The organism is Methylobacterium longum (assembly GCF_022179385.1).
GTDB classification, from domain to species: domain Bacteria; phylum Pseudomonadota; class Alphaproteobacteria; order Rhizobiales; family Beijerinckiaceae; genus Methylobacterium; species Methylobacterium longum.
Map to the genome: position 1 here is coordinate 40,159 of NZ_BPQS01000008.1, position 23,799 is coordinate 63,957.

21 protein-coding genes are annotated in these 23,799 nt (G+C 72.6%); 8 read left to right on the top strand and 13 right to left on the bottom strand.

The features are described 5' to 3' along the window. Positions 1 to 103: 103 nt before the first annotated feature. Positions 104 to 655 (top strand): fasciclin domain-containing protein, encoded by a 552-nt coding sequence (locus MFF58_RS09720; RefSeq protein WP_238286921.1) that lies wholly within the window; start codon positions 104 to 106, stop codon positions 653 to 655. Between the two features lie 102 nt (positions 656 to 757). Here the strand turns inward: MFF58_RS09720 and MFF58_RS09725 are convergent, their stop codons facing one another. The 6 genes from MFF58_RS09725 to MFF58_RS09750 all read right to left on the bottom strand — a co-directional run bounded on the left by MFF58_RS09725 (position 758) and on the right by MFF58_RS09750 (position 5,672). After that, positions 758 to 1,513 (bottom strand): anti-sigma factor, encoded by a 756-nt coding sequence (locus MFF58_RS09725; protein ID WP_238286922.1) that lies wholly within the window; start codon positions 1,511 to 1,513, stop codon positions 758 to 760. Then, a complete protein-coding gene (locus MFF58_RS09730) occupies positions 1,510 to 2,061 on the bottom strand; it encodes a sigma-70 family RNA polymerase sigma factor (RefSeq protein WP_238286923.1) in 552 nt (183 codons plus the stop codon). The genes MFF58_RS09725 and MFF58_RS09730 overlap by 4 nt, the downstream gene beginning before the upstream one ends. Positions 2,062 to 2,179: 118 nt before the next feature. Beyond that, positions 2,180 to 2,590 carry a dihydrofolate reductase gene (locus MFF58_RS09735; RefSeq protein WP_238286924.1) on the bottom strand — a complete coding sequence of 137 codons (411 nt, stop codon included), beginning with the start codon at positions 2,588 to 2,590 and terminating at the stop codon, positions 2,180 to 2,182. A 57-nt stretch (positions 2,591 to 2,647) separates the two neighbouring features. After that, the gene (locus MFF58_RS09740; RefSeq protein ID WP_238286925.1) at positions 2,648 to 3,397 is read right to left on the bottom strand and encodes an SDR family NAD(P)-dependent oxidoreductase; all 750 of its coding nucleotides are present in this window, start codon (positions 3,395 to 3,397) and stop codon (positions 2,648 to 2,650) included. Between the two features lie 65 nt (positions 3,398 to 3,462). Continuing rightward, positions 3,463 to 4,932, bottom strand: coding sequence for an amidophosphoribosyltransferase (purF, locus tag MFF58_RS09745; protein WP_238287147.1), 1,470 nt, complete (start codon positions 4,930 to 4,932; stop codon positions 3,463 to 3,465). Between the two features lie 131 nt (positions 4,933 to 5,063). Then, the gene (locus MFF58_RS09750) at positions 5,064 to 5,672 is read right to left on the bottom strand and encodes a CvpA family protein (RefSeq protein WP_238286926.1); all 609 of its coding nucleotides are present in this window, start codon (positions 5,670 to 5,672) and stop codon (positions 5,064 to 5,066) included. 295 nt (positions 5,673 to 5,967) lie between these two features. Between MFF58_RS09750 and alr the strand changes: the two genes are divergently transcribed. Continuing rightward, positions 5,968 to 7,047: an alanine racemase gene (gene alr, locus MFF58_RS09755; RefSeq protein WP_238286927.1), complete on the top strand. Its 1,080-nt coding sequence runs from the start codon at positions 5,968 to 5,970 to the stop codon at positions 7,045 to 7,047. A gap of 59 nt (positions 7,048 to 7,106) precedes the next feature. After that, positions 7,107 to 8,543 carry a DNA repair protein RadA gene (gene radA / locus MFF58_RS09760; RefSeq protein ID WP_238286928.1) on the top strand — a complete coding sequence of 479 codons (1,437 nt, stop codon included), beginning with the start codon at positions 7,107 to 7,109 and terminating at the stop codon, positions 8,541 to 8,543. A gap of 41 nt (positions 8,544 to 8,584) precedes the next feature. On the opposite strand, the gene moaA is transcribed toward radA, so the two are convergent. After that, positions 8,585 to 9,637 (bottom strand): GTP 3',8-cyclase MoaA, encoded by a 1,053-nt coding sequence (gene moaA / locus MFF58_RS09765; RefSeq protein WP_238286929.1) that lies wholly within the window; start codon positions 9,635 to 9,637, stop codon positions 8,585 to 8,587. Between the two features lie 81 nt (positions 9,638 to 9,718). Here moaA and MFF58_RS09770 point away from each other — a divergent pair, with 81 nt between their 5' ends. Together MFF58_RS09770 and MFF58_RS09775 are read left to right on the top strand one after the other, a co-directional pair. After that, positions 9,719 to 10,141, top strand: a complete 423-nt coding sequence (locus MFF58_RS09770) for a gamma-butyrobetaine hydroxylase family protein (RefSeq protein ID WP_238286931.1) — start codon at positions 9,719 to 9,721, stop codon at positions 10,139 to 10,141. 565 nt (positions 10,142 to 10,706) lie between these two features. Then, complete coding sequence (locus MFF58_RS09775; protein ID WP_238286933.1) at positions 10,707 to 11,033, top strand: cupin domain-containing protein; 327 nt, start codon at positions 10,707 to 10,709, stop codon at positions 11,031 to 11,033. A gap of 53 nt (positions 11,034 to 11,086) precedes the next feature. On the opposite strand, the gene MFF58_RS09780 is transcribed toward MFF58_RS09775, so the two are convergent. Then, a complete protein-coding gene (locus MFF58_RS09780; protein ID WP_238286935.1) occupies positions 11,087 to 11,752 on the bottom strand; it encodes a L,D-transpeptidase in 666 nt (221 codons plus the stop codon). Between the two features lie 246 nt (positions 11,753 to 11,998). Then, positions 11,999 to 13,942 carry a glucans biosynthesis glucosyltransferase MdoH gene (mdoH, locus tag MFF58_RS09785; protein ID WP_238286937.1) on the bottom strand — a complete coding sequence of 648 codons (1,944 nt, stop codon included), beginning with the start codon at positions 13,940 to 13,942 and terminating at the stop codon, positions 11,999 to 12,001. A gap of 271 nt (positions 13,943 to 14,213) precedes the next feature. Between mdoH and MFF58_RS09790 the strand changes: the two genes are divergently transcribed. Further along, entirely contained in the window at positions 14,214 to 15,728 is a 1,515-nt protein-coding gene (locus tag MFF58_RS09790) for an OpgD/OpgG family glucan biosynthesis protein (protein ID WP_238286940.1), read from the top strand. A gap of 254 nt (positions 15,729 to 15,982) precedes the next feature. On the opposite strand, the gene MFF58_RS09795 is transcribed toward MFF58_RS09790, so the two are convergent. The 3 genes from MFF58_RS09795 to MFF58_RS09805 all read right to left on the bottom strand — a co-directional run bounded on the left by MFF58_RS09795 (position 15,983) and on the right by MFF58_RS09805 (position 19,051). Further along, on the bottom strand, positions 15,983 to 16,183 hold the full coding sequence (locus MFF58_RS09795) for a hypothetical protein (protein WP_238286941.1): 201 nt from the start codon (positions 16,181 to 16,183) through the stop codon (positions 15,983 to 15,985). 124 nt (positions 16,184 to 16,307) lie between these two features. Continuing rightward, positions 16,308 to 17,780, bottom strand: a complete 1,473-nt coding sequence (zwf, locus tag MFF58_RS09800) for a glucose-6-phosphate dehydrogenase (protein ID WP_238286942.1) — start codon at positions 17,778 to 17,780, stop codon at positions 16,308 to 16,310. Positions 17,781 to 18,208: 428 nt separating this feature from the next. Further along, positions 18,209 to 19,051 carry an SDR family NAD(P)-dependent oxidoreductase gene (locus tag MFF58_RS09805; protein ID WP_238286943.1) on the bottom strand — a complete coding sequence of 281 codons (843 nt, stop codon included), beginning with the start codon at positions 19,049 to 19,051 and terminating at the stop codon, positions 18,209 to 18,211. Between the two features lie 183 nt (positions 19,052 to 19,234). On the opposite strand from MFF58_RS09805, the gene MFF58_RS09810 reads away from it, so the two are divergent. After that, positions 19,235 to 20,413: an endo-1,4-beta-xylanase gene (locus tag MFF58_RS09810; protein WP_238286944.1), complete on the top strand. Its 1,179-nt coding sequence runs from the start codon at positions 19,235 to 19,237 to the stop codon at positions 20,411 to 20,413. Here the strand turns inward: MFF58_RS09810 and MFF58_RS09815 are convergent. Then, the gene (locus MFF58_RS09815; protein ID WP_238286945.1) at positions 20,400 to 21,518 is read right to left on the bottom strand and encodes an acyltransferase family protein; all 1,119 of its coding nucleotides are present in this window, start codon (positions 21,516 to 21,518) and stop codon (positions 20,400 to 20,402) included. The genes MFF58_RS09810 and MFF58_RS09815 overlap by 14 nt on opposite strands. Before the next feature lie 389 nt (positions 21,519 to 21,907). On the opposite strand from MFF58_RS09815, the gene MFF58_RS09820 reads away from it, so the two are divergent. Further along, entirely contained in the window at positions 21,908 to 23,785 is a 1,878-nt protein-coding gene (locus tag MFF58_RS09820; protein WP_238286946.1) for a L,D-transpeptidase family protein, read from the top strand. Positions 23,786 to 23,799: the final 14 nt, after the last annotated feature.

Consider the following 23,799-nt stretch of genomic DNA (forward strand, 5'->3'; position numbering starts at 1 on the left):
CCGCATCCGGCCCGGGATTCCGTCACGGACCCTGAAACTTCCCGGCCCGCCATCCCCGTAGAGGCCTGCGACGCCCATTCGGGTGCTCTGTACGGGAGCCAACATGTCCAGAACGCTTCGTCGTCTCGCCTTCGGCCTCGGTCTCGCCGCCGCGGTTGCGACCCCCGCCCTCGCCAAGAACCCGATGGTGGGCGGCGCGCCGATGTACGCCAGCAAGACCATCGTCGAGAACGCGGTCAACTCGAAGGATCACACCACCCTGGTGGCCGCCGTGAAGGCCGCCGGCCTCGTGGACACCCTGTCGGGACCCGGTCCCTTCACGGTGTTCGCGCCGACGAACGCCGCCTTCGCCAAGCTGCCGCCGGGCACGGTCGAGACGCTGGTCCAGCCGCAGAACAAGGCGCAGCTCACCAGCATCCTGACCTATCACGTGGTGCCGGGTGTCTACACGGCCAAGGATCTGATGGCGGCGGCCCGCCAGGGCGGCGGCCAGGCCGAGCTGAAGACCGTTCAGGGCGAGCCGCTCACGGTCACGACCCGGGGCAAGAAGGTCATGGTCACCGACGCCAAAGGTAACACCGCGCTGGTGACGACCGCCAACGTCATGCAGTCGAACGGCGTGATCCACGTGATCAACGGCGTGCTGCTGCCCTGACGCGATCCGGGGCGGCCCGTCCTCCGCCCCGTGAGGTCCCCGCCCCCTCCGGCCAAGCCGGAGGGGGCATCGGCGGTTCGGCACCGCCGCTCAATCGCAGGTTTAATCGCGGATCAGGCGGCCCGAATAGATGGCCGGGCCGGTCGGCTTTCCGTCCGGCGCCCCGCCTTTCGGCTCGACCGTGACCGCGAAGGTCGCGGTCTCGGTGCGGGTGCGCAGGGCTGCCGGGATCGGCAGACGCGCCGTTTCGCCCGGGACGAGGCCGAGGGATTGCGGGGCCGCCCCCGCGTCGATGTACCAGAGCTCGAGGCTCCGCTCGGGCGGCGTCTCGGCCGCGAGGCTGCGCACCTGCACGACGCCCGCCCGCAGATCGACGCGCACGATGAGGGCCGGGAGCGTCCCACCCCGGTCGACGACGGCCAGATAGTGGGGCGGCTCCCGGAGCGCCGCGGTGCCCCCGGCGGCGATCCAGAGCGCGAGGCCCGCCGCGAGGGCCGCCGCGGTCGCCGCGGTCATCCGCCAGCGCCGGACCCTGCGCTCCAGGCGGACGATCCGGTCGCCGGCGGCGACGGGATGGGCGGGGACGGCATCGGCGTCGACGGCCGCTCCGGCGGCCGGACGGATCCTGGCCGCGATGGCTGTCCAGAGCGCGGGATCGGGCGCGACGGCCGGTATCGTGGCGGCGAGGGGTGCCAGCCGCGCCTCCCAGGCCGCGACCGCGCTGCGCAGATCCGCCCGCGCCTCCAGCGCCTCCGCGAAGGCGGCGCGTTCGTCCGGCGACAGAGTGCCGAGGACATACTCGCCCGCCGCGAGGTCGGGATCGTCCTGCCAGTCGGGCGGGATGCCGGATCCGCTCATGGGGTCTCCAGGCAGGTGCGCAGGCTGAGCAGACCCCGGCGGAGCCAGGTCTTGATCGTGTTCACGGGCCGATCGAAACGCGTGGCGAGTTCCTCGCGGGACCAGCCCTCGCAATAGGCGAGGACGAGGCAATCGCGCTGGGGCATGGCGACCTGATCGAGGCACTGGGCCAGGGCATCGCGCCGGGCGAGATCGGCCTCCCCGTCGCTCGTGTCGGCCAAGCGCTCGAACCAGCCGTCCTCGGCCTGCGTCAGGCGGGCGGACCTGTCCTGTCGCAGGCGGTCGATCGCCCGGTGGCGAGCGATCGCGATGAGCCAGGGAAGGGGTGCGCCGGCCAGGGGATCATAGCTGCCGGACCGCTGCCAGATGCGCACGAACACCTCCTGCAGCGTGTCCTCGGCGGCGGCTCGGTCCTTCAGGATACGGAGGATGATCCCGAGAAGTTTCGGGGCGGTCGCATCGTAGAGAGCCTGGAGTGCGGCGCGCTCCCCCCGGGCGACACCCTCGATCAGCCGTGCGAGATCCGCTTCGCGTTGCGCGCTCCCCAAGGCCTCGTCCCCCCAGACGGCGCCGTTCTGCCGATGCGCCGGCCGCCCAAGCCAGACCATAGCCTGATTTCGTCCTGAACCGGGAGGGGGGGGCGGACCGTTCTCGCCGACCGGCCGCTCAGGCCCCCCGCAGCGGCCCGCCCACCAGCCACGCGGGATCGAACCAGCGGTCGGCCTCGCCGTCGTAGGGCAGGCGCGTGATATCCCAGTTCTGGATGTACTTGGCGTAGACGTTCCACACCGCGATGCCGCCGCCCACGAAGATCCGCCGGCCCGGATAGCGCTTGAGCACCTGCTCAGGATCCTCGTGGCTGCGGATCACGTCGATGGTGCGGTCCCTGAAGGCGAAGTCGGGTACCGAGGCCACGGTCTTCGGCCCGGCGATCAGCACGTGGCCCATGGTCAGCGCGAAGAAGCGCGTCACGTCCTCCACGAAGAGGGGATCGGTGTTGCCCTCCCAGGGCAGGTGGCCGTTCAGGCCGAGCTGGCCCCGCAGGCCGATCGCACAGATGCAGCGGACGTCGATCATCGTGAACCCTAAACCCTGCGGGCTGCGCCCGCGACCCGCCGGGGCCGCAGACCCCCTTCACTCGGGCGCGCGGAAACTCAGCACCCGGTCGGTGGGGAAATCATAGAGCTTGCCGGTCTCCGTCCAGGCCGGGGCGGACAGCCGCACGAAATGGGGTGCGAGATCCTCCGGCGTCCGGAGCGTCTCGGGATCCTCGCCCGGCATGGCCGAGCGGCGCATGCCGGTGCGCAGCGGGCCCGGGTTGAGCAGCATGGCCTTGATCGCCGTGCTCTCGTTCTCGGCCGCGTAGGTGCGCACCAGCGCTTCCAGAGCGGCCTTCGAGACCGAGTACGGTCCCCAGTAGGGCCGGCACTTCGAGGCCGCCCCCGACGAGACGAAGATCGCCCGCCCGGCATCCGACATGCGCAGCAGCGGGTCGAGGGACCGGATCAGGCGCCAGTTGGCGGTGACGTTCACGTCCATCACCTGCCCCCAGATCTTCGGGGTGATGTGGCCGATCGGCATGAGCGCGCCGAGGATGCCGGCATTGGCGATCAGGATGTCGAGCCGCTTCCAGCGCGCGTTGATCGCCGCGCCGAGGCGGTCGATCGCGTCGTAATCGGCGAGGTCGAAGGGCACGAGGGTGGCGCTGGAGCCGGCCGCCCGCACGGCATCGTCCAGCTCCTCCAGGGCGCCGACCGTGCGCGCCACCGCGATCACGTGCGCCCCCGCTTCGGCAAGCGCCAGGGCGGCGGCGCGCCCGATGCCGCGGGACGCGCCGGTGACCACCGCGACGCGGCCTTCCAGGGGTTTCTGAGTCTCAGCCATGGCGTGGATCTAGCGCAGTTCCGCCTGCGGGGGATGGCCGACCGCGGACGGAATCCGCAGATCCGTCAATCCGCCTCGGCCAGCATGGCGAAGCGCTTCGGGCCGGCGATGGACAGGTCGGTCAGGCCCGTGGGGTAGTCGCCCGTGAAGCAATGGTCGGTGTATTGCGGGCAGGCCGTGTCCCGCGCCTCCTCGCCCATCGCCCGGTAGAGGCCGGGGATCGACAGGAAGGCGAGCGAATCGGCGCCGATATACTTGCGCATGCCCTCGAGATCGTGGGTCGCGGCGAGGAGCTTTTCCCGCTCAGGCGTGTCGATCCCGTAGAAGTCCGGGTAGGTGATCGGTGGCGAGGCGATCCGGAAATGGACCTCCGTGGCGCCGGCCTCGCGCATCATCCGGACGATCTTCACCGAGGTCGTGCCGCGCACGAGGCTGTCGTCCACGAGGACGATGCTCTTGCCCTCGATGGCCGCCCGGTTGGCCGAGTGCTTCATCCGCACGCCGAGTTCGCGCACCGACTGGGTCGGCTGGATGAAGGTCCGGCCGACATAATGGTTGCGGATGATCCCCATCTCGAACGGGATCCCAGTCTCCTGCGAGAAGCCCAGGGCCGCCGGCACGCCGGAATCCGGCACCGGCACGACGATGTCGGCGGGCACCGGCGCCTCGCGGGCCAGTTCCCGGCCGATCGACTTGCGCACCGCGTAGACGCTCTTGCCGTTCACCACCGAATCCGGCCGGGCGAAGTAGATGTATTCGAAGATGCAGGGCCGCATCGGCACCGCGTCGGCGAAGCGGATCGACTCGACCCCTTCCTCGGAGATCACCACGATCTCGCCGTTCTCGATGTCGCGCACGAAGCGGGCGCCGATGATGTCGAGCGCGCAGGTCTCCGACGCCAGCATGTAGCGGCCGTCGAGTTCGCCCAGCACCAGCGGGCGGATGCCGAGCGGGTCGCGGGCGCCGATCAGCTTCTTGTTGGTGAGCGCCACGATCGCGTAGGCGCCCTGGATCGCCTGCAGGGCGTCGATGAAGCGCTCGATGATCCGCGGCTTCCGGGAGCGGGCCGCGAGGTGGAGGATCACCTCGGTGTCGGAGGTCGATTGCGTGATCGCGCCGTCGCGCACGAGGTCGCGGCGGATCGACAGGGCGTTGGTGAGATTGCCGTTGTGGGCGACCGCGAGGCCGCCGCTCGCGAGCTCGGCGAAGAGCGGCTGCACGTTGCGCAGGATCGTCCCGCCGGTGGTCGAGTAGCGCACGTGCCCGATGGCGGTGCGGCCCTTGAGGCGGGCGATGGTCTCCCCGTCCGAGAAGGAATCGCCCACGAGACCGGGGCGCCGCTCGGAATGGAAGACGGAGCCGTCGAAGGAGACGATGCCGGCCGCTTCCTGGCCCCGGTGCTGGAGCGCGTGCAGCCCGAGGGCCACGATGGCGGCGGCCTCCGGATGCCCGAAGATGCCGAAGACGCCGCATTCCTCGCGGAGCGTGTCGCCGTCGAGATCGAAATCGGCGCTGGGATTGGCGGCGTGTGACATGAGGCGGTCGATCACTCACAGGTCCCGGCGGCGACGGGCCGGCGCGCCGGTCGTCGCGGATACAATCCGTTCGTCACCGGAACCGCTATCTAGGCGCTTCGCGTGCGTCGACCTACGGCGAATACCGCAGATCAGCGTCGCGTCGGGGTCGGCGCGGTCTCGGTCCGGCGCTGGGGCGCCGCGTCGGTCTCGGCAGGGGCGTCGGCGGCCTCGTTGGGCGGCGTGGCGACCTTCGGCTTCTTGAACTGCTTCAGGAAGCCCTCGGGATTCTCGGGGAGCTGCGCCACCAGGGCATCGCCGGACTTCTCCAGCATCGGGCGCGTGCGGGCCTGGGCAGCCCAGTCCGGCACCTTGCCCTGCACCAGCCACGACAGGAACACCCAGCCGATCACGCAGATCAGGAAGCCGCGGGCCGCCCCGAACAGGAACCCGAGGGAGCGGTCCACCGCGCCGATGCGCGAATCGAGGACGACGTCGGAGATCTTCACCGTGATGATCGACACGATGATCAGCGTGCCGAGGAAGATCGCCGCGATGGAGGCGACCAGCGCGACGGTGTCGCTGTTCACGTGCTGCTTCACGGTGGGAAGGAGCATCGGGTAGAGCGTCCACGCCACCGCGGCGGCCGCCACCCAGGCGACGATCGCCAGCACCTCGCGGGTGACGCCACGCACGGCCGCGAGCAGCGCGGAGACCGCGACGATGCCGAGCACGACGAGATCCAGGACGGTAAACGGCATCGTTGAGCTTTTGGTACCCGAGGGGATGGCGCGTCGGCCGTGCGGCTCCCCCGGACCGCGGTGGATTTATACCAAGCCGAACCTCGGCCGTCACCCTGCGACCCGCGCCTCATCCTGCGCCTGTGCCGTCGATGCATCAGCCCGCCGGCGGCGCAGCCCCCGCCCGGCGTGCAGACCAGCCCGCGCGCGGCCCGGCTCCACCCGGACGGCGTCCCGATGATATGGGTCCGGCTTGTGCTTCCGGGCCCCCGGTGGCGAGCGGAGAGAGGCGGTCTGCGTGGCTGAGGCCGGACCCATGACGGAGATCGGTGCCCATGGGGCCCGGCTGACGATCGACCTGGGGGCCATCGCCGCCAACTGGCGGATCCTGGCCGAACGGGGCGGCACCGCCTGCGCCGCCGTGGTGAAGGCCGACGCCTACGGGTGCGGCATCGGGCGGGTCGGGCCCGCCCTGTGGGCGGCCGGCTGCCGGACTTTCTTCGTCGCTCACCTGTCCGAGGGGATCGCGGCCCGGGCCTTCCTGCCGGAGGCCGCCATCTACGTGCTGAACGGCTTGGCCCCCGGTGCCGCCGCGGCCTTCGCGGCGCACGGGCTGCGCCCGGTCCTCGGCAGCGCGGAGGAGCTGTCGGACTGGGCGGCGGTCTCGGCCGGCCGCCTGCCCGCGGCGCTCCACGTCGACACCGGCATGAACCGGCTGGGCCTGTCGGTCCCGGAGGCGCTGGACCTCGCGGCCGACCCGCGGATCGCGGCGTCGGGCATCGACCTGATCCTCAGCCACTTCGTCAGCGCCGAGGAGCCCGCGGATCCGGTCAACGCCCGGCAGATCGCCGATTTCGCCCGCGTCCGCGCGGCCTACCCGACCCTGCGGGCCTCCCTGGCGAACTCGTCGGGCGTCTTCCTCGACGGCGCCCGGCACGACCTCCTGCGGCCGGGCTACGCCCTGTTCGGCGGCAACCCGACGCCGGGCGCCGCGAACCCGATGCGGCCGGTGGTGCGGCTGGAGGCGATGATCGCCCAGGTGCGCGCCGTCGCGGCCGGCGCCACCGCCGGCTACAACGGCCGCTGGACCGCCCCCGCCCCGGCCCGCCTCGCGACCCTGTCGCTGGGCTACGCCGACGGCTTCCCCCGGGCGATCAGCGGGCGCGGACAGGCGCTGGTCGGCGGGGTCCCGTGCCCGATCCTCGGCCTCGTCTCCATGGACCTGATCATCCTCGACGTCACCGCGGCCCCCGCGGCGCGGCGGGGCGCCGAAGCCGTTCTGATCGGCGACAGCCTCGACCTCGACGCGGTCGGCCGCGCCGCCGGCACGATCGGGTACGAGATCCTCACGGGGCTGGGTTCTCGTTATGTTCGGACTTATGTAGAGTCCCGCTGACGCGTCCGTCACGCGGTTCCCTTGACGGCGCGACGCCCGAACCCGGACCTGACCGCTCCATGGCCAAGATCCACCAGACCTTCGTCTGCCAGTCCTGCGGGGCGGTCTACAACCGCTGGCGCGGGCGCTGCGAGGCCTGCAACGGCTGGAACACGATCGTCGAGGAGGCGCCCTCGGCCCCCGGCCAGTCGGGCCCGGCCGCGACCCGGCCGTCGCGCAACCGCGGCCGCGTGTTCCCGCTGGAGGGCCTGACCGGCGAGGCCAAGGAGGCGCCGCGCATCCCCTCGGGGATCGGCGAGCTCGACCGGGTGACGGGGGGCGGCTTCGTGCGCGGCTCGGTGATCCTGCTCGGCGGCGATCCCGGCATCGGCAAGTCGACGCTGCTGATGCAGGCCTCCGCCGCCATGGCGGGCACGGGCGAGCGGGTCGCCTACATCTCGGGCGAGGAGGCGGTGGGGCAGGTCCGCCTGCGGGCCGAGCGGCTGGGCTTGAGCGCGCTTCCGGTGCAGCTCGCCGCCGAGACCAATGTCGAGGACATCGTCGAGACTCTGAGCCAGGGCCGGCCGCCGGCGCTGGCGATCATCGACTCGATCCAGACCATGTGGACCGAGACGGTGGAATCGGCCCCCGGCACCGTCACGCAGGTGCGCTCCTCGGCCCAGGCGCTGATCCGCTTCGCCAAGACCACCGGCACGGCGGTGATCCTGGTGGGCCACGTCACCAAGGACGGGCAGATCGCCGGCCCCCGGGTGGTGGAGCACATGGTCGACGCGGTCGCCTCCTTCGAGGGCGACCAGGGCCATCATTTCCGCATCCTGCGCGCCGTGAAGAACCGCTTCGGGCCCACCGACGAGATCGGCGTGTTCGAGATGACCGATGCAGGCCTCGCCGAGGTGCCGAACCCCTCGGCGCTGTTCCTGGCGGGGCGCGACCATCAGGCCGCCGGCACGGCGGTCTTCGCCGGCATGGAGGGCACGCGGCCGCTGCTGGTGGAGATCCAGGCGCTGGTGGCGCCCTCGTCGCTCGGCATGCCGCGCCGCGCGGTGGTCGGCTGGGACCCGAACCGGCTGTCGATGGTGCTGGCGGTGCTGGAGGCCCATGGCGGCATCCGGCTCGGCACGCACGACGTGTACTTGAATGTCGCCGGGGGCCTGCGCATCACCGAGCCGGCGGCCGACCTCGCGGTGGCGGCGGCGCTCGTCTCGTCGCTGTCGGGGGCGGTGCTCCCGCCGGAGACCGTGTATTTCGGCGAGATCGGCCTGTCGGGGGCGATCCGGCCCGTGGCGCAGGCCGGGGCCCGGCTGAAGGAGGCCCAGAAGCTCGGCTTCGCCAAGGCGCTGATCCCGCAGGGGCGCGGCGAGGGCGACAAGGCGCTCGCGGTGGAGACGCTGCGCCACATCGCCGACCTCGTGGCGGGGATCAGCGCGGGCGCGCCGCGGAAGGGCTCCGGCCAGCGCGGACGGCAGCCGTCACGCTACGCCGACGAGGAGGTGTGAGCGCTCCGTCGCGGCTGCGCTCGCGCTGACCGAGGGAGCGGTCAGCCCCCCGTCACGCTCATGTGCCGCGGCACGGCGGCCGGGCGCTGGCGCTCGATGACGAAGTCGTGCCCCTTGGGCTTGCGGGTGATCGCCTCGACCACGGCCGCGGCCAGCACGGCATCATCCGGCGAGGCGCGCATGACCCCCCGGAGATCGGCCGAGTCTTCCTGGCCGAGGCACATGTAGAGCTGGCCCGTGCAGGTCAGGCGCACGCGGTTGCAGCTCTCGCAGAAATTGTGGGTGAGCGGCGTGATGAAGCCGAGCTTCCCGCCCGTCTCCTCGACGCGCACGTAGCGCGCCGGCCCACCGGTGCGGTCGGGCAGCGGCGTGAGGGTGTAGCGGCTCTCCAGGCGCTGGCGCGCCACCGACAGGGGCAGGAACTGGTCCGTGCGGTCGGCCTCGATCTCGCCCAGCGGCATGACCTCGATCAGCGTCATGTCCATGCCGAGGCCGTGGGCCCAGGCGATCATGTCGGGGATCTCGTCGGCGTTGAGGTCGCGCAAGGCCACGGCGTTGATCTTGACCTTCATCCCGGCGGCCCGCGCCGCAGCGATGCCGTCGAGCACCACCTTGAGGTCGCCCCGGCGGGTGATGTCCCGGAACTTGTCGGGGTCGAGGGTGTCGAGCGAGACGTTGATCCGGCGCACGCCGAGGCTGGCCAGCTCGTCGGCGTAGCGGGTGAGCTGGGTGCCGTTCGTGGTGAGCGTCAGCTCCTCCAGCGCCCCCGAATCGAGGTGCCGGGACAGGCGGCGGAACAGGTGCATGATGTCGCGGCGCACCAGCGGCTCGCCGCCGGTGATCCGAAGCTTGCGCACGCCGCGGGCGATGAACACGCCGCAGAGCCGGTCCAGCTCCTCCAGGGTCAGCAGGTCGCGCTTGGGCAGGAACTGCATGTGCTCGGACATGCAGTAGGCGCAGCGCAGGTCGCACCGATCCGTCACCGAGATGCGCAGGTACGAGATCGCCCGCTGGAACGGGTCGATCAGCGGCGCCGGCCCGGAGGGCATGCCGGCCGCGAACGATTGCGGCGTCAGGGAGCTGTCATCGCGCATCGTCCGGCATATGATGCCCCGGACGGCCGTGGGCAAGCAGGTGCCGGGCCGCAGCCCCAGATTGCGTGAGGAGTGTGACCCGTGACCGAGGATCTGTGGCCGACCGAGATCCGCCTGTCGGCCGACCGGCGGGTGCTCAACGTCGCCTTCGAGGACGGGGCGCGCTACGCCCTGCCGGCCGAGTACCTGCGGGTGTCGAGCCCCTCCGCCGAGGTGCAGGGCCACTCGCCCCTGGAGCGCAAGGTGATCGGCGGCAAGCGCGCCGTGGCGATCCTGGCGGTGCAGCCGATCGGCAACTACGCGGTCAAGCTCGGCTTCGACGACATGCACGACACCGGCATCTACGGCTGGGGCTACCTGCACGCGCTCGGCCGCGAGTACGAGACCCGGTGGAGCACCTACCTCACCGAACTCGCCGAGCGCGGCCTCGACCGCGACACGGCGCGGCAGGCGTCTGCGAAATCGGGCGGCGGCTGCGGCTCGGGCTCGTGCGGGTGCCATTGACGGCAACGACGCGCCGACGCCGGTGACCCGGTCGGGCGGACCCTTTCCCCGTCGCGGCTCTGGCTGAGGTGGGCGGCATGACGGAGCGTCCCGAGAGGGCCGTCGCACGGGCGCCGGCTCTGCCGTCCGAGGCGCAGGACGATCCGGCCGACACCCGGCGGCTGCGCGACCGTCGAGGCGATCCGGGCGATCGGATGGAAGCGCGGCCCCTGCGGCCGCGCCGCACCGCCGAGGCGGTCGCCGGCGAATCCGACTTCGGGCCGGCGGACACGGCGGCGTCCGCTCCCCGGGGCACCCGACGCGTCCGGAGGCGCATCCGAGGCCGTCCCCGGCTCCCTCCGGTTCAACCCCGAAACGGCCGGCTCACGAGCCTCGGCCGCGTGCGGCGCCCGGCGGTGCGTCCGGTTCCCCACCCGATCGGCCACGCGGCCGACGACGACGCGCTCATCGGCGCCGCCCCCCCGGCGGGGTGCCCGCCCCCATCATCCCCGGCCGGAACGCCGCGACGGCGGCGGGGCCGGTTCTTGCATCGCAACCCCGGTCACCCCGCCGCTCCGGAGCCGCCATGGCCTTCGCCTGCACCATCCCCGCGACCCCCACGATCCAGCAGGACGACGCCGCCGTGCGCATCACCCGCTGGGACTTCCCGCCGGGTGCCGTGACCGGCTGGCACGAGCACGGCTGGCCCTACTTCGTGGTCATGCTGGTGGACGGGATCCTCCGCGTCCACGACGGCGCGGCCGTCAGCGAGACCGCCCTCGCGGCCGGTCAATCCTACATGCGCCCGGCCGGCATCCGGCACGACGTGATGAACGGCTCGGACCATCCGATCGCCTTCGTGGAGATCGAGGTGAAGCGGCCGGACACGCTGGTGACCCTGCCGGGCCCCTGAACGCGGAAGGGCCGGCCTCGCGGCCGGCCCTTCCGTCGAAGCCCGAACTGAAATCAGCGCTGGACGACGACCTTCGTGCCCACCTTGGCGTGGGTGTACAGGTCCATCACATCATCGTTGGTCATGCGGATGCAGCCCGACGACACGGCCGTGCCGATGGTCTCCGGCTCGTTGGAGCCGTGGATCCGGTAGATTGAGCCGCCCAGGTACATGGCGCGGGCGCCGAGCGGGTTCTCGAGGCCGCCCTTCATGTAGCGCGGCAGGTCGGGCCGGCGCTTCAGCATGGTCGACGGCGGGCGCCAATCCGGCCACTCGCGCTTCATCGTGATGGTCTGCACGCCGCCCCAGGTGAAGCCCGGACGGCCGACGCCGACGCCGTAGCGGAGGGCCTGACCGCCGCCCAGCACGTAGTAGAGCCGCCGCTCGGCCGTGGACACGACGATCGTGCCGGCGCCGTACGGGCCGCTATACGCCACGGTCTCCCGCGGGATGGCCGACATCTGCGGCACCGCCGCGTCGGCGCTCAGCGGGTCGGCCGGGTTGAGCGAGGCGTTGGCCACCGGCACCGCGACGGTCTCGACGGCCTGCGGGCGCACCCGCACCGTGAGCGCGTCGTTCAGCGGCTGGCGGGTCAGCGGATCGATCTCGTAGGCCAGGGCCGGCGCGGCGCACGCGGCCGCGCCGAAAAGCCCGATCAGGGCGGGGAAAATACGACGCATCAAAGCCTCTCGGGCAGGCGCGGATTATGGCGGGAACGCGGCGAATACCGGGGCACGATGCCGTGCCGATCCTCGCCAAGGGGTAAACGCTCGCGCCCCAAAGCCAAGCCTGAAACCGCCCCCCTGGGGCGGTTCCGGAAACCCGTGACTCGATGGCAACACTGTGGCAGCTTGGCCGTAACACCCGGGATGATTTCCGTTGATCTCGGAGATCCGGCCCGTCGACTTGGAGGCGCGAGCCGCCCGTCAGGCCTCGTCCGCGGCGAGCCAAATGGCGGGCTCCCGGGGCACCGGACGGAGCGGCGTCGGGACGGCCGGCAGGCCGCGGATCTGGGCGAGTTCGGCGAGTTCCGGCGCCTGGGCGGTGTCGTCGGCGTTCAGGAACAGGCCCCGGGCCCGGGCGGCACGACCGAGATCGGCCCGGCTGGTCCAGACGCTCTGCGCCGGGCTGGTGAGGAGTGCCAGGGCCAGCGGCGCCAACCAGAGGGCGAGCCACGCGTCGCCGACCAGCACCAGGGCCAGGCAGATCAGCCCACCGACCACGACGGCGTCCGCCTGGAGCCGGAAGGCCTCGGACCACGAGACCTGCCGGTCGTCGCGGTCCTGCGTTTCCCAGCGCACCACCCGGCCCAGGAAGGTCGAGACCACGGCGCCGGCGGTGAACAGGGTCAGGACCGGCCACAGGATCACCCACGCGGCCTGCTCCAGGGCGGCGCTGACCAGCAGCGCCCGGGTGCCGCCGAACGCGGCGCGGCGCTCCGGCGAGGCCAGGACGTGGCCGAGGCTGAGGAGCTTCGGCAGCGCCAGGACGGCGACGCTGAGGGCGGCCAGCGCGTGGGCGGCGGCGCCCTGCCCGGTCAGGCCGTAGGCCAGGAGGCCGAGATCCCCGGTCCGTGCGGCCCGCCAGGCGGCGAGGCCGAGGAACGCGATCCAGAGCGGCAGCATCCCGTAGGCGAGGATACCGACCAGGAGATGCCAGCGGCTCGCACCGTGCAGGCCCGCCCAGGGCAGCACCCGCAGGTGCTGGAGGTTGCCCTGACACCAGCGGCGCTCGCGACCGAGCAGATCGACCAGGTTGGTGGGCATCTCCTCCCAGGTGCCGCCCATCTCGGGCAGCAGCCGCACCTCCCACCCGGCGCGGACCATCAGCGCGCCCTCGACGATGTCGTGGCAGAGGATCTCGCCGCCCAGCGGCTCGCGGCCCGGGAGCTTCGGGAGCTGGGCGTTCTCGGCGAAGGCCTCGATGCGCAGGATCGCGTTATGGCCCCAGTAGCTGCCCTCCGGCCCCTGCCAGGTCTCCAGGCAGCGCAGCGCCAGCGGCGCGTAGAGGCGGACGGCGAATTGCTGGATGCGGGCGAACAGGGTGTCGCGGCCGGCCGCGTACGAGACTGTCTGGATCAGGCCGGTGCGCGGGCTCGCCTGCATCAGCCCGACGAGGCGGTTCATGGCCGCGCCGGTCATCAGGCTGTCGGCGTCCAGCACGATCATGAAGGCGTATTCGCCGCCGTGGCTGCGGCAGAACTCGCCGATGTTGCCGGCCTTGCGGCCGACATTCTCGGTCCGGCGCCGGTAGCGGATCCGCGGCAGGGCCGGATCGACCGCCGCCCAGGCCTGGATGCGCGCGTGTTCGTGCTCCTCCACGGCGGCGATCGCCCCGTCCCGGGTGTCCGAGAGGACGAAGATGTCGATGTCCGCGGCGCCGGCCTGGGCCAGCGACCGGGCCATCACCCGGAGGCGGGCGAAAACCGCGACCGCGTCCTCGGCGTGGATCGCCACCACGGCCGCGGTGCGTCCTTGGCCGGTCGACGCCAACGCCGCCTCGGGTCCCGGATCCTCGGCGCGCCGCTCCAGGGCCGATTTCGCCCGGTCGGCCAGCAGGTCGGCCACGAGCCCGTAGACGTACTGGCAGGCGATGAAGGCCTGCCAGCCCATGACGAGGCTGAAGAGGACGAGCACCGCCCAGGCGAGGGGACTGACGCCCGCCGGGTAGGCCAGCGCGGCGAGCCACGCGAGGCCGCCCGCGACGACGAGGCTCGGGATCGCCAGGGCGAGGCGCCGGGCGCGCAGGACGCGGCCGGGTCGCGCGCCGCTCCAGATCTCGCGCAGGGTCGCGGGGTCCGACGGATCAGATCGGGACGGACCCGCGTTCCGGTGCGACCGCTCGGCGGAGGAGGTGACGCGTGACGACATGGCGCGAGGAACTCGACCGTGGAAGGCTGCCGGCCGCCCCGCCGCCTGAGGCCGGGAACCGATGACCGTGGATACCGATATGCGGGGTGAGGACACGCAGCCGACCCGGCCGCATGGGCAGCCGGAAGCCGAACGGATCAATCCCCCCTCCCGGCGCCACGTGCTTCGAACGGTTCTGGCCGCGACTGCCGGTACGGTGTTACCTAGCGCGGCCGATCTGAATGGGTCCAGAACGTGGGCCGGGTCGGCGCTTCAGCCGCAGGCCGGCGCGATGACCTTCGAGATCCTGTCGGCCGAGGCGGCACGGATGGCTTCCGCGCCCTACACGGCGCCGGCCGAGGACCTGCCGCCCGCGCTCGCCGCCCTCGATTACGACGGCTACCGTGCCGTCACCTTCCGGCCGGCCGAGAGCCTGCGCCTCGGCGAACACTTCAGCGCGCAGCTGTTCCATCGCGGTTTCCTGCAGCGCAAGCGCGTGGCCCTCCACCTACAGCCGCGCAGCGGCCCGGCCCGGCCGATCCCGTACGAGAGCCGGCTGTTCGACCTGGGCGCGGGGCTCTCCGGCCAGAGCTTCGCGCCGGACCTCGGCTTCGCGGGGTTCCGCCTGCACTACGCGTTCCCCGCCATGCCGGCCTGGCGGCCGAAGGGGTTCCAGGAAGAGTTCCTGGTCTTCCTCGGGGCCTCCTATTTCCGCCTGCGGGCGGGCAACCAGGAATACGGTCTCTCGGCCCGCGGCCTCGCCATCGGCACGGGTGCCCCGGAGGGCGAGGAGTTTCCCGATTTCGTCGCCCACTGGATCTGCGAGCCGGAACCCCAAGCCCGCACCCTGACGGTGCTGTCGCTCCTCGACAGCCCGAGCGTGGCCGGCGCCTACCGGTTCGTGATCGCCCCCGGCGACCCGGCCCACATCGCCGTCACCGCGCAGCTCCATCCGCGCCGGGCCATCGCGCAGCTCGGGCTGGCGCCGCTCACCAGCATGTTCCTGTACGGCGCGAACGGGCCCGGGGCCCGGAACGCCAAGCCGTTCGACGATTTCCGCCCGCAGGTGCACGATTCCGACGGGCTCTGCGTCGCCGCGGGCGGCGATCCGGCCGCGATCGACCGGATCTGGCGACCCCTGGTCAACGGGCGTGCGCAGCCGCAGATCTCGACCTTCGCGGCCAAGCCCGTCGCGGGGTTCGGGCTCCTGCAGCGGGAACGGGATTTTGCCGCCTACCTGGACGTGGAGGCGCGTCAGGAGGCGCGACCCGGGCTGTGGGTCGCGCCGGAGCCCGCCGGCGGCGCCTTCGCAGACGGCGCCGTGCAGCTCTTCGAGATCCCCTCGGGCGAGGAGTACATGGACAACATCGTGGCCGCCTTCGTGCCGAAGGCTCCGGCCCGGCCCGGCACGCCCCTGAACCTCGCCTACGGCCTGACCACGGTCGGCACCGAGCCGGTGGCGGCGATCCCGGAGGCCGCCCTCGCCCGGGTCGCCTCCACCCGGTTCGGCTCGGCGGAGCGCCTGCGTCCCGTCAATCCCCCGAACCCGCGTCGGCGGCTCTGTGTGATCGACTTCGTGGGGCCGAGCCTGCCGACGGGCCCGGACGACGCCGTGGCCGCGGAGGTCTCGGCCAGCGCCGGCACCCTGCACGAGCCGGTGGCCAACTTCGTGCCGCAGACCGGTGGCTGGCGCATCTACGTCGAGTGGCGCCCGCCCGAGCCGATGCCACCGGGCGACGTCGTGCTGCGCGCCCGGCTGGTGCGCGGGGCGAACCCCCTCAGCGAGACGTGGGACGCGACGGTCTGAGACCGTCCCCGAACCGGGTCGGCGGCCGGCGGCCTCCGGGCGCTCCCATCCTTCTCCCACCCCGCGGTGCGGCGGGAGCCGCCTCGAAGGCGGCCTCCAACCGGCCACGCGGGCCCCGGGGGTTCCTCCGCGGCCCGCGCGCACCTCGGGCTTTCGGTCGCGTCGCGCGGCCGACCTTGCGGCGACGCCGCGGCGCGTCCGGGCGGGCGACGGCGCTGCGCTCCGCGCCGGGGGCGGTTCGCGTCCGGGGACGCTCAGGCCGTGCGGCGATCCCGCTCGAGGCGCCGCGCGAGGCGGGTGGCGCCGTAGACCTCGCTCAGGCGGCGTCGGGCCGCGGAGACCGGCGGGGCCTGCCGCTCGTCATGAGCGGCGGCGATGACGCGCAGGGCGGCGGCGACCGAACGCTCCAGGCGGCGCTCGGCCAGGACGGCCGTGTCCCGGTTGGTGTCCAGCATGTGATGATCCCTTGTGCAGGACCGGCTCCAGCCCTCTGGTGGGGCGGTGACCGGCAGCCCCGGCAGGGTTCATCGCCGACTTGACGGCATCATGGCAGCTTGGCCGTAAGCTGTGGACGCGGCCTCACCGCAGCTCCTCGTGCCACGTGCGGCCGTCCCGCTCGATCAGCGCGATGGCGGCGGTCGGGCCCCAGCTGCCGGCGGGATAGGGCCGCGGCGCCTCGGGCCGGTCGGCCCAGGCCTTGAGCACGTTGTCCGCCCAGGCCCAGGCGGCCTCGACCTCGTCGCGGCGCATGAACAGGGTGGCGTTGCCGCGGACCACGTCCATCAGCAGGCGCTCGTAGGCGTCGGGGTAGCGCTGCTTGAAGGTCTCCTCGAAGGAGATGTCGAGGTCGGTCGGGCGCAGGCGCAGGCCGCCGGGACCCGGGTCCTTGGTCATCACCTCGAGCTTCATGCCCTCCTGCGGCTGGAGGCGGATGACGAGGCGGTTGGGCTCGCGGCCGAACGCCTCCTCGGGGAAGATCGAGAACGGCGAGGCGCGGAACTGCACCACGATCTCGGAGAGCTTCTGCGGCAGGCGCTTGCCGGTGCGGAGGTAGAAGGGCACCCCGGCCCAGCGCCCGGACTGGATCTCGACCTTCATGGCCACGAAGGTCTCGGTCCGGCTCTCGTGGCCGAGCTCGGCGAGGTAGCCCTCGACGGGCTTGCCGTCGACGGCGCCCGCCACGTACTGGCCGCGGACGGTCACCAGGGGGATGTCCTGGTTGGTGATCGGCTTGAGGGCGCGCAGCACCTTCAGCTTCTCGTCGCGGACGGAGTTCGCCTCGAGATTGAGCGGGCTCTCCATGGCGGTGAGGCAGAGGAGCTGCAGGATGTGGTTCTGCAGCATGTCGCGCATCGCGCCCGACGTGTCGTAGTAGCCGGCGCGCCCCTCGACGCCCACGGTCTCGGCGACCGTGATCTGGACGTGGTCGATCACGTCCGAGGTCCAGAGCCGCTCGAAGATGGTGTTGGCGAACCGGAGCGACAGCAGGTTCTGGACCGTCTCCTTGCCGAGGTAGTGGTCGATGCGGAAGATCTGCGATTCCGGGAAGACCTCGCCCACGGCGTCGTTGATGGCGCGGGCCGATTTCAGGTCCTTGCCGATCGGCTTCTCCAGCACGACCCGGGACTTCTCCCCGACCAGCCCGTGGCCGGCGAGGTTGCGGCAGATCGAGCCGTAGAGGTCGGGCGAGGTGGCGAGGTAGTAGGGCCGCACTTGATCGGGCCGCTCGTCGAGCTTGGCCACGAGGTCGGCCCACCCGCTCTCCCCGGCGCCGTCCACCGCCACGTAGTCCACGTGGGCCAGGAACCGCGCGAGGACGTCCTCCGTCAGGTCGGCGGCGGGCACGAAGCGCTTGAGGGCGTCGCGGGCATGCTCGCGGAACGCGTCCGTCGACAGTTCCGAGCGCGAGGCGCCGATGATCCGGCTGGTCTCCGGGATCTGGCCATCCCGGAAGCGGTAGAAAAGGGCTGGCAGAAGCTTTCGCGCGGTCAGATCGCCGGTCGCGCCGAACACGACGCAGTCGAAGGAGGCGACGGGGATGATCGTAGCCAAGTGCGGCTCCCGGTTGTCGTGCGCTGGTGTCGTGCGGCGGGTGCGTCGCACCGACGTAACCGGAGTGCAAGGGCTTCGCCAGACGAGGGGCGCCCGGGCCGCGGCGAACGAGCGGCGCCAGGCGCAACGCTCGGGCGCTTCGCCTTCGCGGGCGCCGCCAGGCAACCGGGAGCGGCGCAGCGGGGCGCAGCGGGGCGCAGCGGGGCGCAGCGGGGCGTTCCGCGCCGGGCGGGAAGGAGCCCGCCCGGCGTGAGCCGGCCGTCGGGATCACGGCGGGTCGCCGCGGTGGGCGGAGCCGTCACGCCCGAATCGGATCAGGCGGGTATCCGGGAGCGGAAACGCGCGGTGATCGGGGCGATGAACCCGGATCGGCGCGACCGGTATGCCGATCGCGCACGAACATGTCGGGCGCCGCACCGGGCGCGCCCTCATCCCTCCATGTGCCGCTTGAATGCCTCGGAGAAATCCGGGTGCCAGCGCGACAGCGCCGGCCGGTTCTCGATGACGTCGCCCGCCGCCCAGGCGATCCGCTTCCCGTCCTGCGCCCGGGTGGTCTCGTTGTCGGGGCAGAGGATGTAGAAATCGCCGGCCGCGAGCCGCTCCAGCAGGAACACCACCGTCTCCTCCGGCGTCCAGGCGCCGGCCGGCTTCTCGGTGACGCCGCGGGCCCTGGTCAGCCCCGTGTAGACGAAGCCCGGGATCAGCAGGTGCGCGGTGGTCTGGCAGCCCTCCCGGTTGCGCAGCTCGTGGGCGAGCGCCTCGGTGACCGCCTTCACCCCCGCCTTCGAGACGTTGTAGGGCGCGTTGCCGGGCGGGGTCGTGATGCCCTGCTTCGAGCCCGTCACGATGATCGCGCCGGGCTTGGCCCCCTCGATCATGCCGGGCGCGAAGGCGTGGATGCCGTTGACCACGCCGCCGAGGTTGGTGCCGAGGATCCGCGCCCAGGTGTCGGAGTCCGAGAAGAGCTTCCCGCCCGCCTCGATCCCGGCGTTCAGCATCACCACGGCGGGCGGGCCGGCCTTGGCGACGGCCCCCGCCAGGGCCTCCATGGCGCCCCGATCCGACACGTCGGTGGGCACGGCGCGCACCTCGACGGCGGCGAGTTCCGCCACGGCGGCGCGGGCCGCGTCCAGCGCCGGCCCCGGCCGGTCGGCGAGCCAGACATTCATGCCGGCCCGCGCCAGGGCCTGCGCGGCGGCGAGCCCGATGCCGCTCGCGCCCCCGGTGACGACCGCGCTGCGGCCGGGGCTGATGGCGGGGTGCTGACTCATGACGCGGTCCTCGGCTCAATGGCGCCCTTCAGATGGGGCTAACCCGTGCGAAGGCGAGTTGGGGACACGCGGCGGCCGCGCGGACGTGGCGGATCGCAACCCGCGCCGCGCCGTGCTCTGCTGGCCGGTGATCGCGGCCGCGACCGGCGGCACCGGAACAGCCACAGAGTCTCAGGACGCGGAATGCCGAGTCTTCCGAACCGCCGGTCGCTCCTCGCCGGCGCCGCCTGCGCCGGGCTCGCCTCGGCGGCCGGCGCCGCGGGCCCGGCCGGGTTCGGGCCGCTCGGCCGCCCGTCCTGGGCGGGCGACAGCCTCCAGGCGGCGGCGGCGGCCAAGGGGCTGCTCTACGGCTGCGAGGTGCCGTTCCACCGCTTCGACGCGACACCCGCCTACCGGCAGGCGGTGGCGCGGGAGTGCGGCCTTCTGGTCTGCGGCACCGAGATGAAGATGGAGGAGGTCCTGCCCGCCCCCGGCAGGACCGATTTCGCCCGCGGCGACGCGATCCTGCGCTTCGCCAGGGGCAACGGCCAGCACATGCGCGGCCACACCCTGGTCTGGCACGCCGGGCTGCCGGCCTGGGTCGGGCCGCTCCTGGCCCGGGCGAGCGCCGCCCAGGGCGAGGATTTCATGCGCCGCTGGATCGAGACGGTGGCCGGCCATTATCGCGGCCAGATCGTCGCCTGGGACGTGGTCAACGAGATCCTGGGCAACGAGGCCGATCCCGACCGGGGCGGGGGCCTGCGCGACTCGCCGTGGCTCGCCGCGATCGGACCCGGCTACGTCGATCTCGCCTTCCGCATCCTGCGCGAGACCGACCCGGCCGCCGCCGGCACGTGGAACGAGGACGCCGTGGAGCAGGGCGTGCCCTGGATGGAGGCCAAGCGCACCAAGGTCCTGCGCCGCCTGGAGGCGATGCGCGCCCGCGGCGTGCCGATCCGGCGCTTCGGCCTGCAGTCGCACCTCACCAGCACGATCCCGATCGACCAGGGCCAGTTGCGGCGCTTCCTGCGCGAGATCGGCCAGATGGGTCTCGGCATCGCGGTCACCGAACTCGACATCGACGACCGGGCCTTCCCGTCCGACGTGGCGACCCGCGACCGGATGGTCGCCGACCTCGCCCGCCGCTACCTCGACGTGGTGCTGGACGAGCCCGCGACGCTCGACGTCGTGACCTGGGACATCTACGACCCGGACACGTGGCTGAACGACCACCCCTACCGCAAGCGGCCGGACGGCCTGCCCCAGCGGGCGCTGCCGCTGGACGCGCAGTTCCGGCGCAAGCCCCTGTGGCACGCGATGAAGGCGGCCTTCCAGGCCGCGCCCGATCACACCGCTGCCCGGGACAGGCTCAGGCGGGCGTGACGCCGGCGCGACGGCCCCCTTCGGCGAGGGCCGGCTCGGGCGGCCGGTCCGCCAGGAGCCGCCGCCGCAGGCGCGCGCAGGGGCGCTCGACGAGGCCGTACATCCCCCAGCACCACAGCAGCGTCACCGGAAAGGCCGCCAGCATCAGCCCCACCCCGGTCAGTCCGGGGTCCAGGTGCCGGACCAGCGCCACCACGGTCATGTGCGCGAGGTAGAAGCTGTAGGACCACAGGCCGAGCTGGCGCATCGGCCGGCTGGCGAGCCACCGCACCCCCCAGCCGTCCTCGTGCAGCAGGTAGGCGAAGGGCACGAACAGGGCCGCGCTCTGGAGCGTGTAGCGCAGGCTCTCGCGGAAGGCGGGATCGCGCACCGCGAGGGTGCCAAGGATGACCGCGAGGCTCGCGGCCACGTGCCACGCCCGCGGCCGCCACGCCCGGTCGGCCGGGATCACCGGGTTGTTCCACAGGCCGAGGCAGCAGCCGAACAGGATCGCGTCGATCCGGGTGTGGGTCCACGAGTAATTCAGGCCGGGATCGGGCAGGCGCCAGACGTTGAGGCCGCGCAGGGCGAGGACCGCCGCGCAGATCCCCAGGCAGGCCAGGGCGGCCCGGCGCGGCCTCAGGCGTCCGAGCCACACGACATAGGCCAGCGGGAACACGAGGTAGAAATGCTCCTCGATGGCGAGGCTCCAGAGCGGCACGGGCAGCACCGCCTCGGTGCCGAACAGGCCGGGATAGTTGGTCAGGAACGTCGCCTGCCCCAGCACCGCCGCCGGCTCGACCGTCATCCAGTCGAGGAGCCCCGCCGCGTAGAGCGCTCCGGAGGCGAGGAGCGTCAGGTACATCGGCGGCAGGATGCGCAAGGTCCGCCGCAGGTAGAAGGCGGGGAGCGACACGGCCCCGACCCGGGCGCGCTCGATCCGCAGGAGCGTGGTGATCAGGTAGCCGCTGAGAAAGAAGAAGACCGTGACGCCGAAGCCGCCCGGCACCACGTGGCTGTAGCCGCAATGGGCGGCGAACACGATCAGGATGGCGAGCGCCCGCACCCCGTCGAGCTGCGGCAGGTAGGGCATCGCCGCGGGACGCGGGTCACCGGGATCCGGCATGGCGGGGGCCGATCTCCTGTCTGGGTCCGGGCAGCCGTGGCGGACCGGCCCTGTCGTTCCGGGGTGGACGCCGCGCTGAAGGCGGCCCTGCTCGTCCTCGCGGGCGCAGCGACGTGACCCGGGCCGGCGCGCCGTCGATCACCGGGGCGCCGTCAGGGGTGCTTCGCTCCGCTCGCAAACACGACGGTGCCGAAGCCAGCAGATCATGAAATGTATAAGCGCCACTTTCGCGCCGGCCGACATCCACACGAAGTCTCGGACGGCTGAACGGATCGCTGGATGGTGAACCCGCGCCGGCACCCCGCTTCTCGACCGGAGGAGATTGGTAACCACGGCGGCCCATCATCCCCGCCGGCCGCGCCTCCCCGGCGCCGTCGGGAGTGTCGCGTATGGTCCCGGTCCAATCCCGCCGTCTCCTTCGCCCGCGCGCCGTGTTCGGTGCGGGCCTGTCGCTGCTGACGCTGGTCGCCGCCATGGATGTGCGGGCCCAGGCCGTCGGCGCGGGCGCGCCGGCCGGTGGCCCGAGCGCTCCGGCGTCGCCCGCGTCGGCCCTGCCCGCGCCGACACCGCCCGCTCCCGCCTTGCCGGCTTCATCCGCGGCACCGTCCGCGATGCCGGCCAGCGCTCCGGAGGTCGCGGCCGCGAAGGGGCAGGAGGCGAAGGGGCAGGAGGCGAAGCCGCAGGAGACCACGAAGCCGCAGGAGGCGAAGAGGCCGGAGGCGGGCCCCGGCGAGCCCAGGTCCGCGGAAGCCCCGGCGCCGGAGGCGCGACCCGCCCTGGGCAAGCCGCAGGAGGCCGGCAAGGACGCCGCCAGGAAGTCGCGCGAGCCGGCGCCCCTGATCTACGCCAAGGTCTCCACCGACCCGAACCCGACGCTCACCGCGCGCACCTTCCTCGATACCCTCCGGGCGGCCGAGCGCTACGCCGCCTTCGCGGAGGCCGGCGGATGGGAGCGGCTGCCCGAGGATCTGGGGCGCCTGAAGGCGGGCGAGCGGAGCCCGGCGATCCCGGCCCTGCGCCACCACCTGACGCTCACGGGCGATCTCGCCGCGGACGCACCGCCGAGCGACCGCCTCGACCCACCCCTGGTGGCGGCGATCTCGGCCTTCCAGGCCCGCCACGGCCTGCCCGACAGCGGTATCCTTGGCCGGCTCACGATCAACGCCCTCAATGTGCCGGCCGAGACGCGCCAGCGCCAGCTCGCCGCGTCCGCGGCCCGGCTGATGGGCTCGAAATTCCCGTTCGGCGACCGCTACGTGGTCGTCAACATCCCGTCGGCCGCCGTGGAGGCGGTGGAGAACGGCGCGGTGGTGCGCCGCTACGTGGCGGTGGTCGGATCCCCCGACAAGGCGACGCCGGCCGTCGAGACCCGGATCACCGACATCAACTTCAACCCGACCTGGACGGTCCCGGCCTCGGTGGTGAAGAACGAGATCATCCCGCAGATGCGCAAGAACCCGGGCTACCTCGCCCGCAACCACATCCGCATCCTGGGTCCCGCCGGCGAGGTGGACCCGACCCATATCGACTGGGCCGGCGGCAAGGCCGCCAACTACATGCTGCGCCAGGATTCCGGCTTCGACAATTCCCTGGGTCAGGTGCGGATCGACATGCCGAACCGCTTTGCCGTCTACATGCATGACACGCCGGCGAAGTCGCTGTTCGCCGCGAGCGTGCGCTTCCACAGCCACGGCTGCGTCCGCGTCGGCCAGGTCAAGGAGCTGGTGGGCTGGCTGCTGCAGGGCACGGACGGACCGAACGGGCCCGTCACGAATTGGGGCCCGATCGAGATCGAGACCGGCATCGCCGACGGGGAGCGGCGCGACATCAAGCTGGTCAAGCCGGTGCCGGTCACCTTCGTGTACCTCACCGGCTACGCCACGCCGGACGGCAAGGCGCATTTCCGCGACGACATCTACAAGCTCGACGTGCCGGCCTCCGAGCCCGCCGCCACCGGCGCAATCCCGCCGGCCGGCACCGCGCCACCGGCGCCCAGGCAGCCGGCGGCCGGTTCCGCCACGGTCAAGCCCGCCCCGGCCAAAGCTGCGGTGGCCCAGCCGGCGGTGGCCAAGCCCCTCGTTGACAAGCCGCTCTTAGACAAGCCCATCGTGGCCACGCCCTCTGCCAAACCCGTCCCGCTCGCGCCCGCGACGGCGAAGCCTGCGGCGGCCAAGCCGGTGGGACTCAAGCCCACGGGGAGCCGGGCCGCCGCGGCCAAGCCGGCGACGGACGGTCTCAATCCGGACGGGCAGCCGCCGTCGCGCTGAGGTCCGGCCGGCCG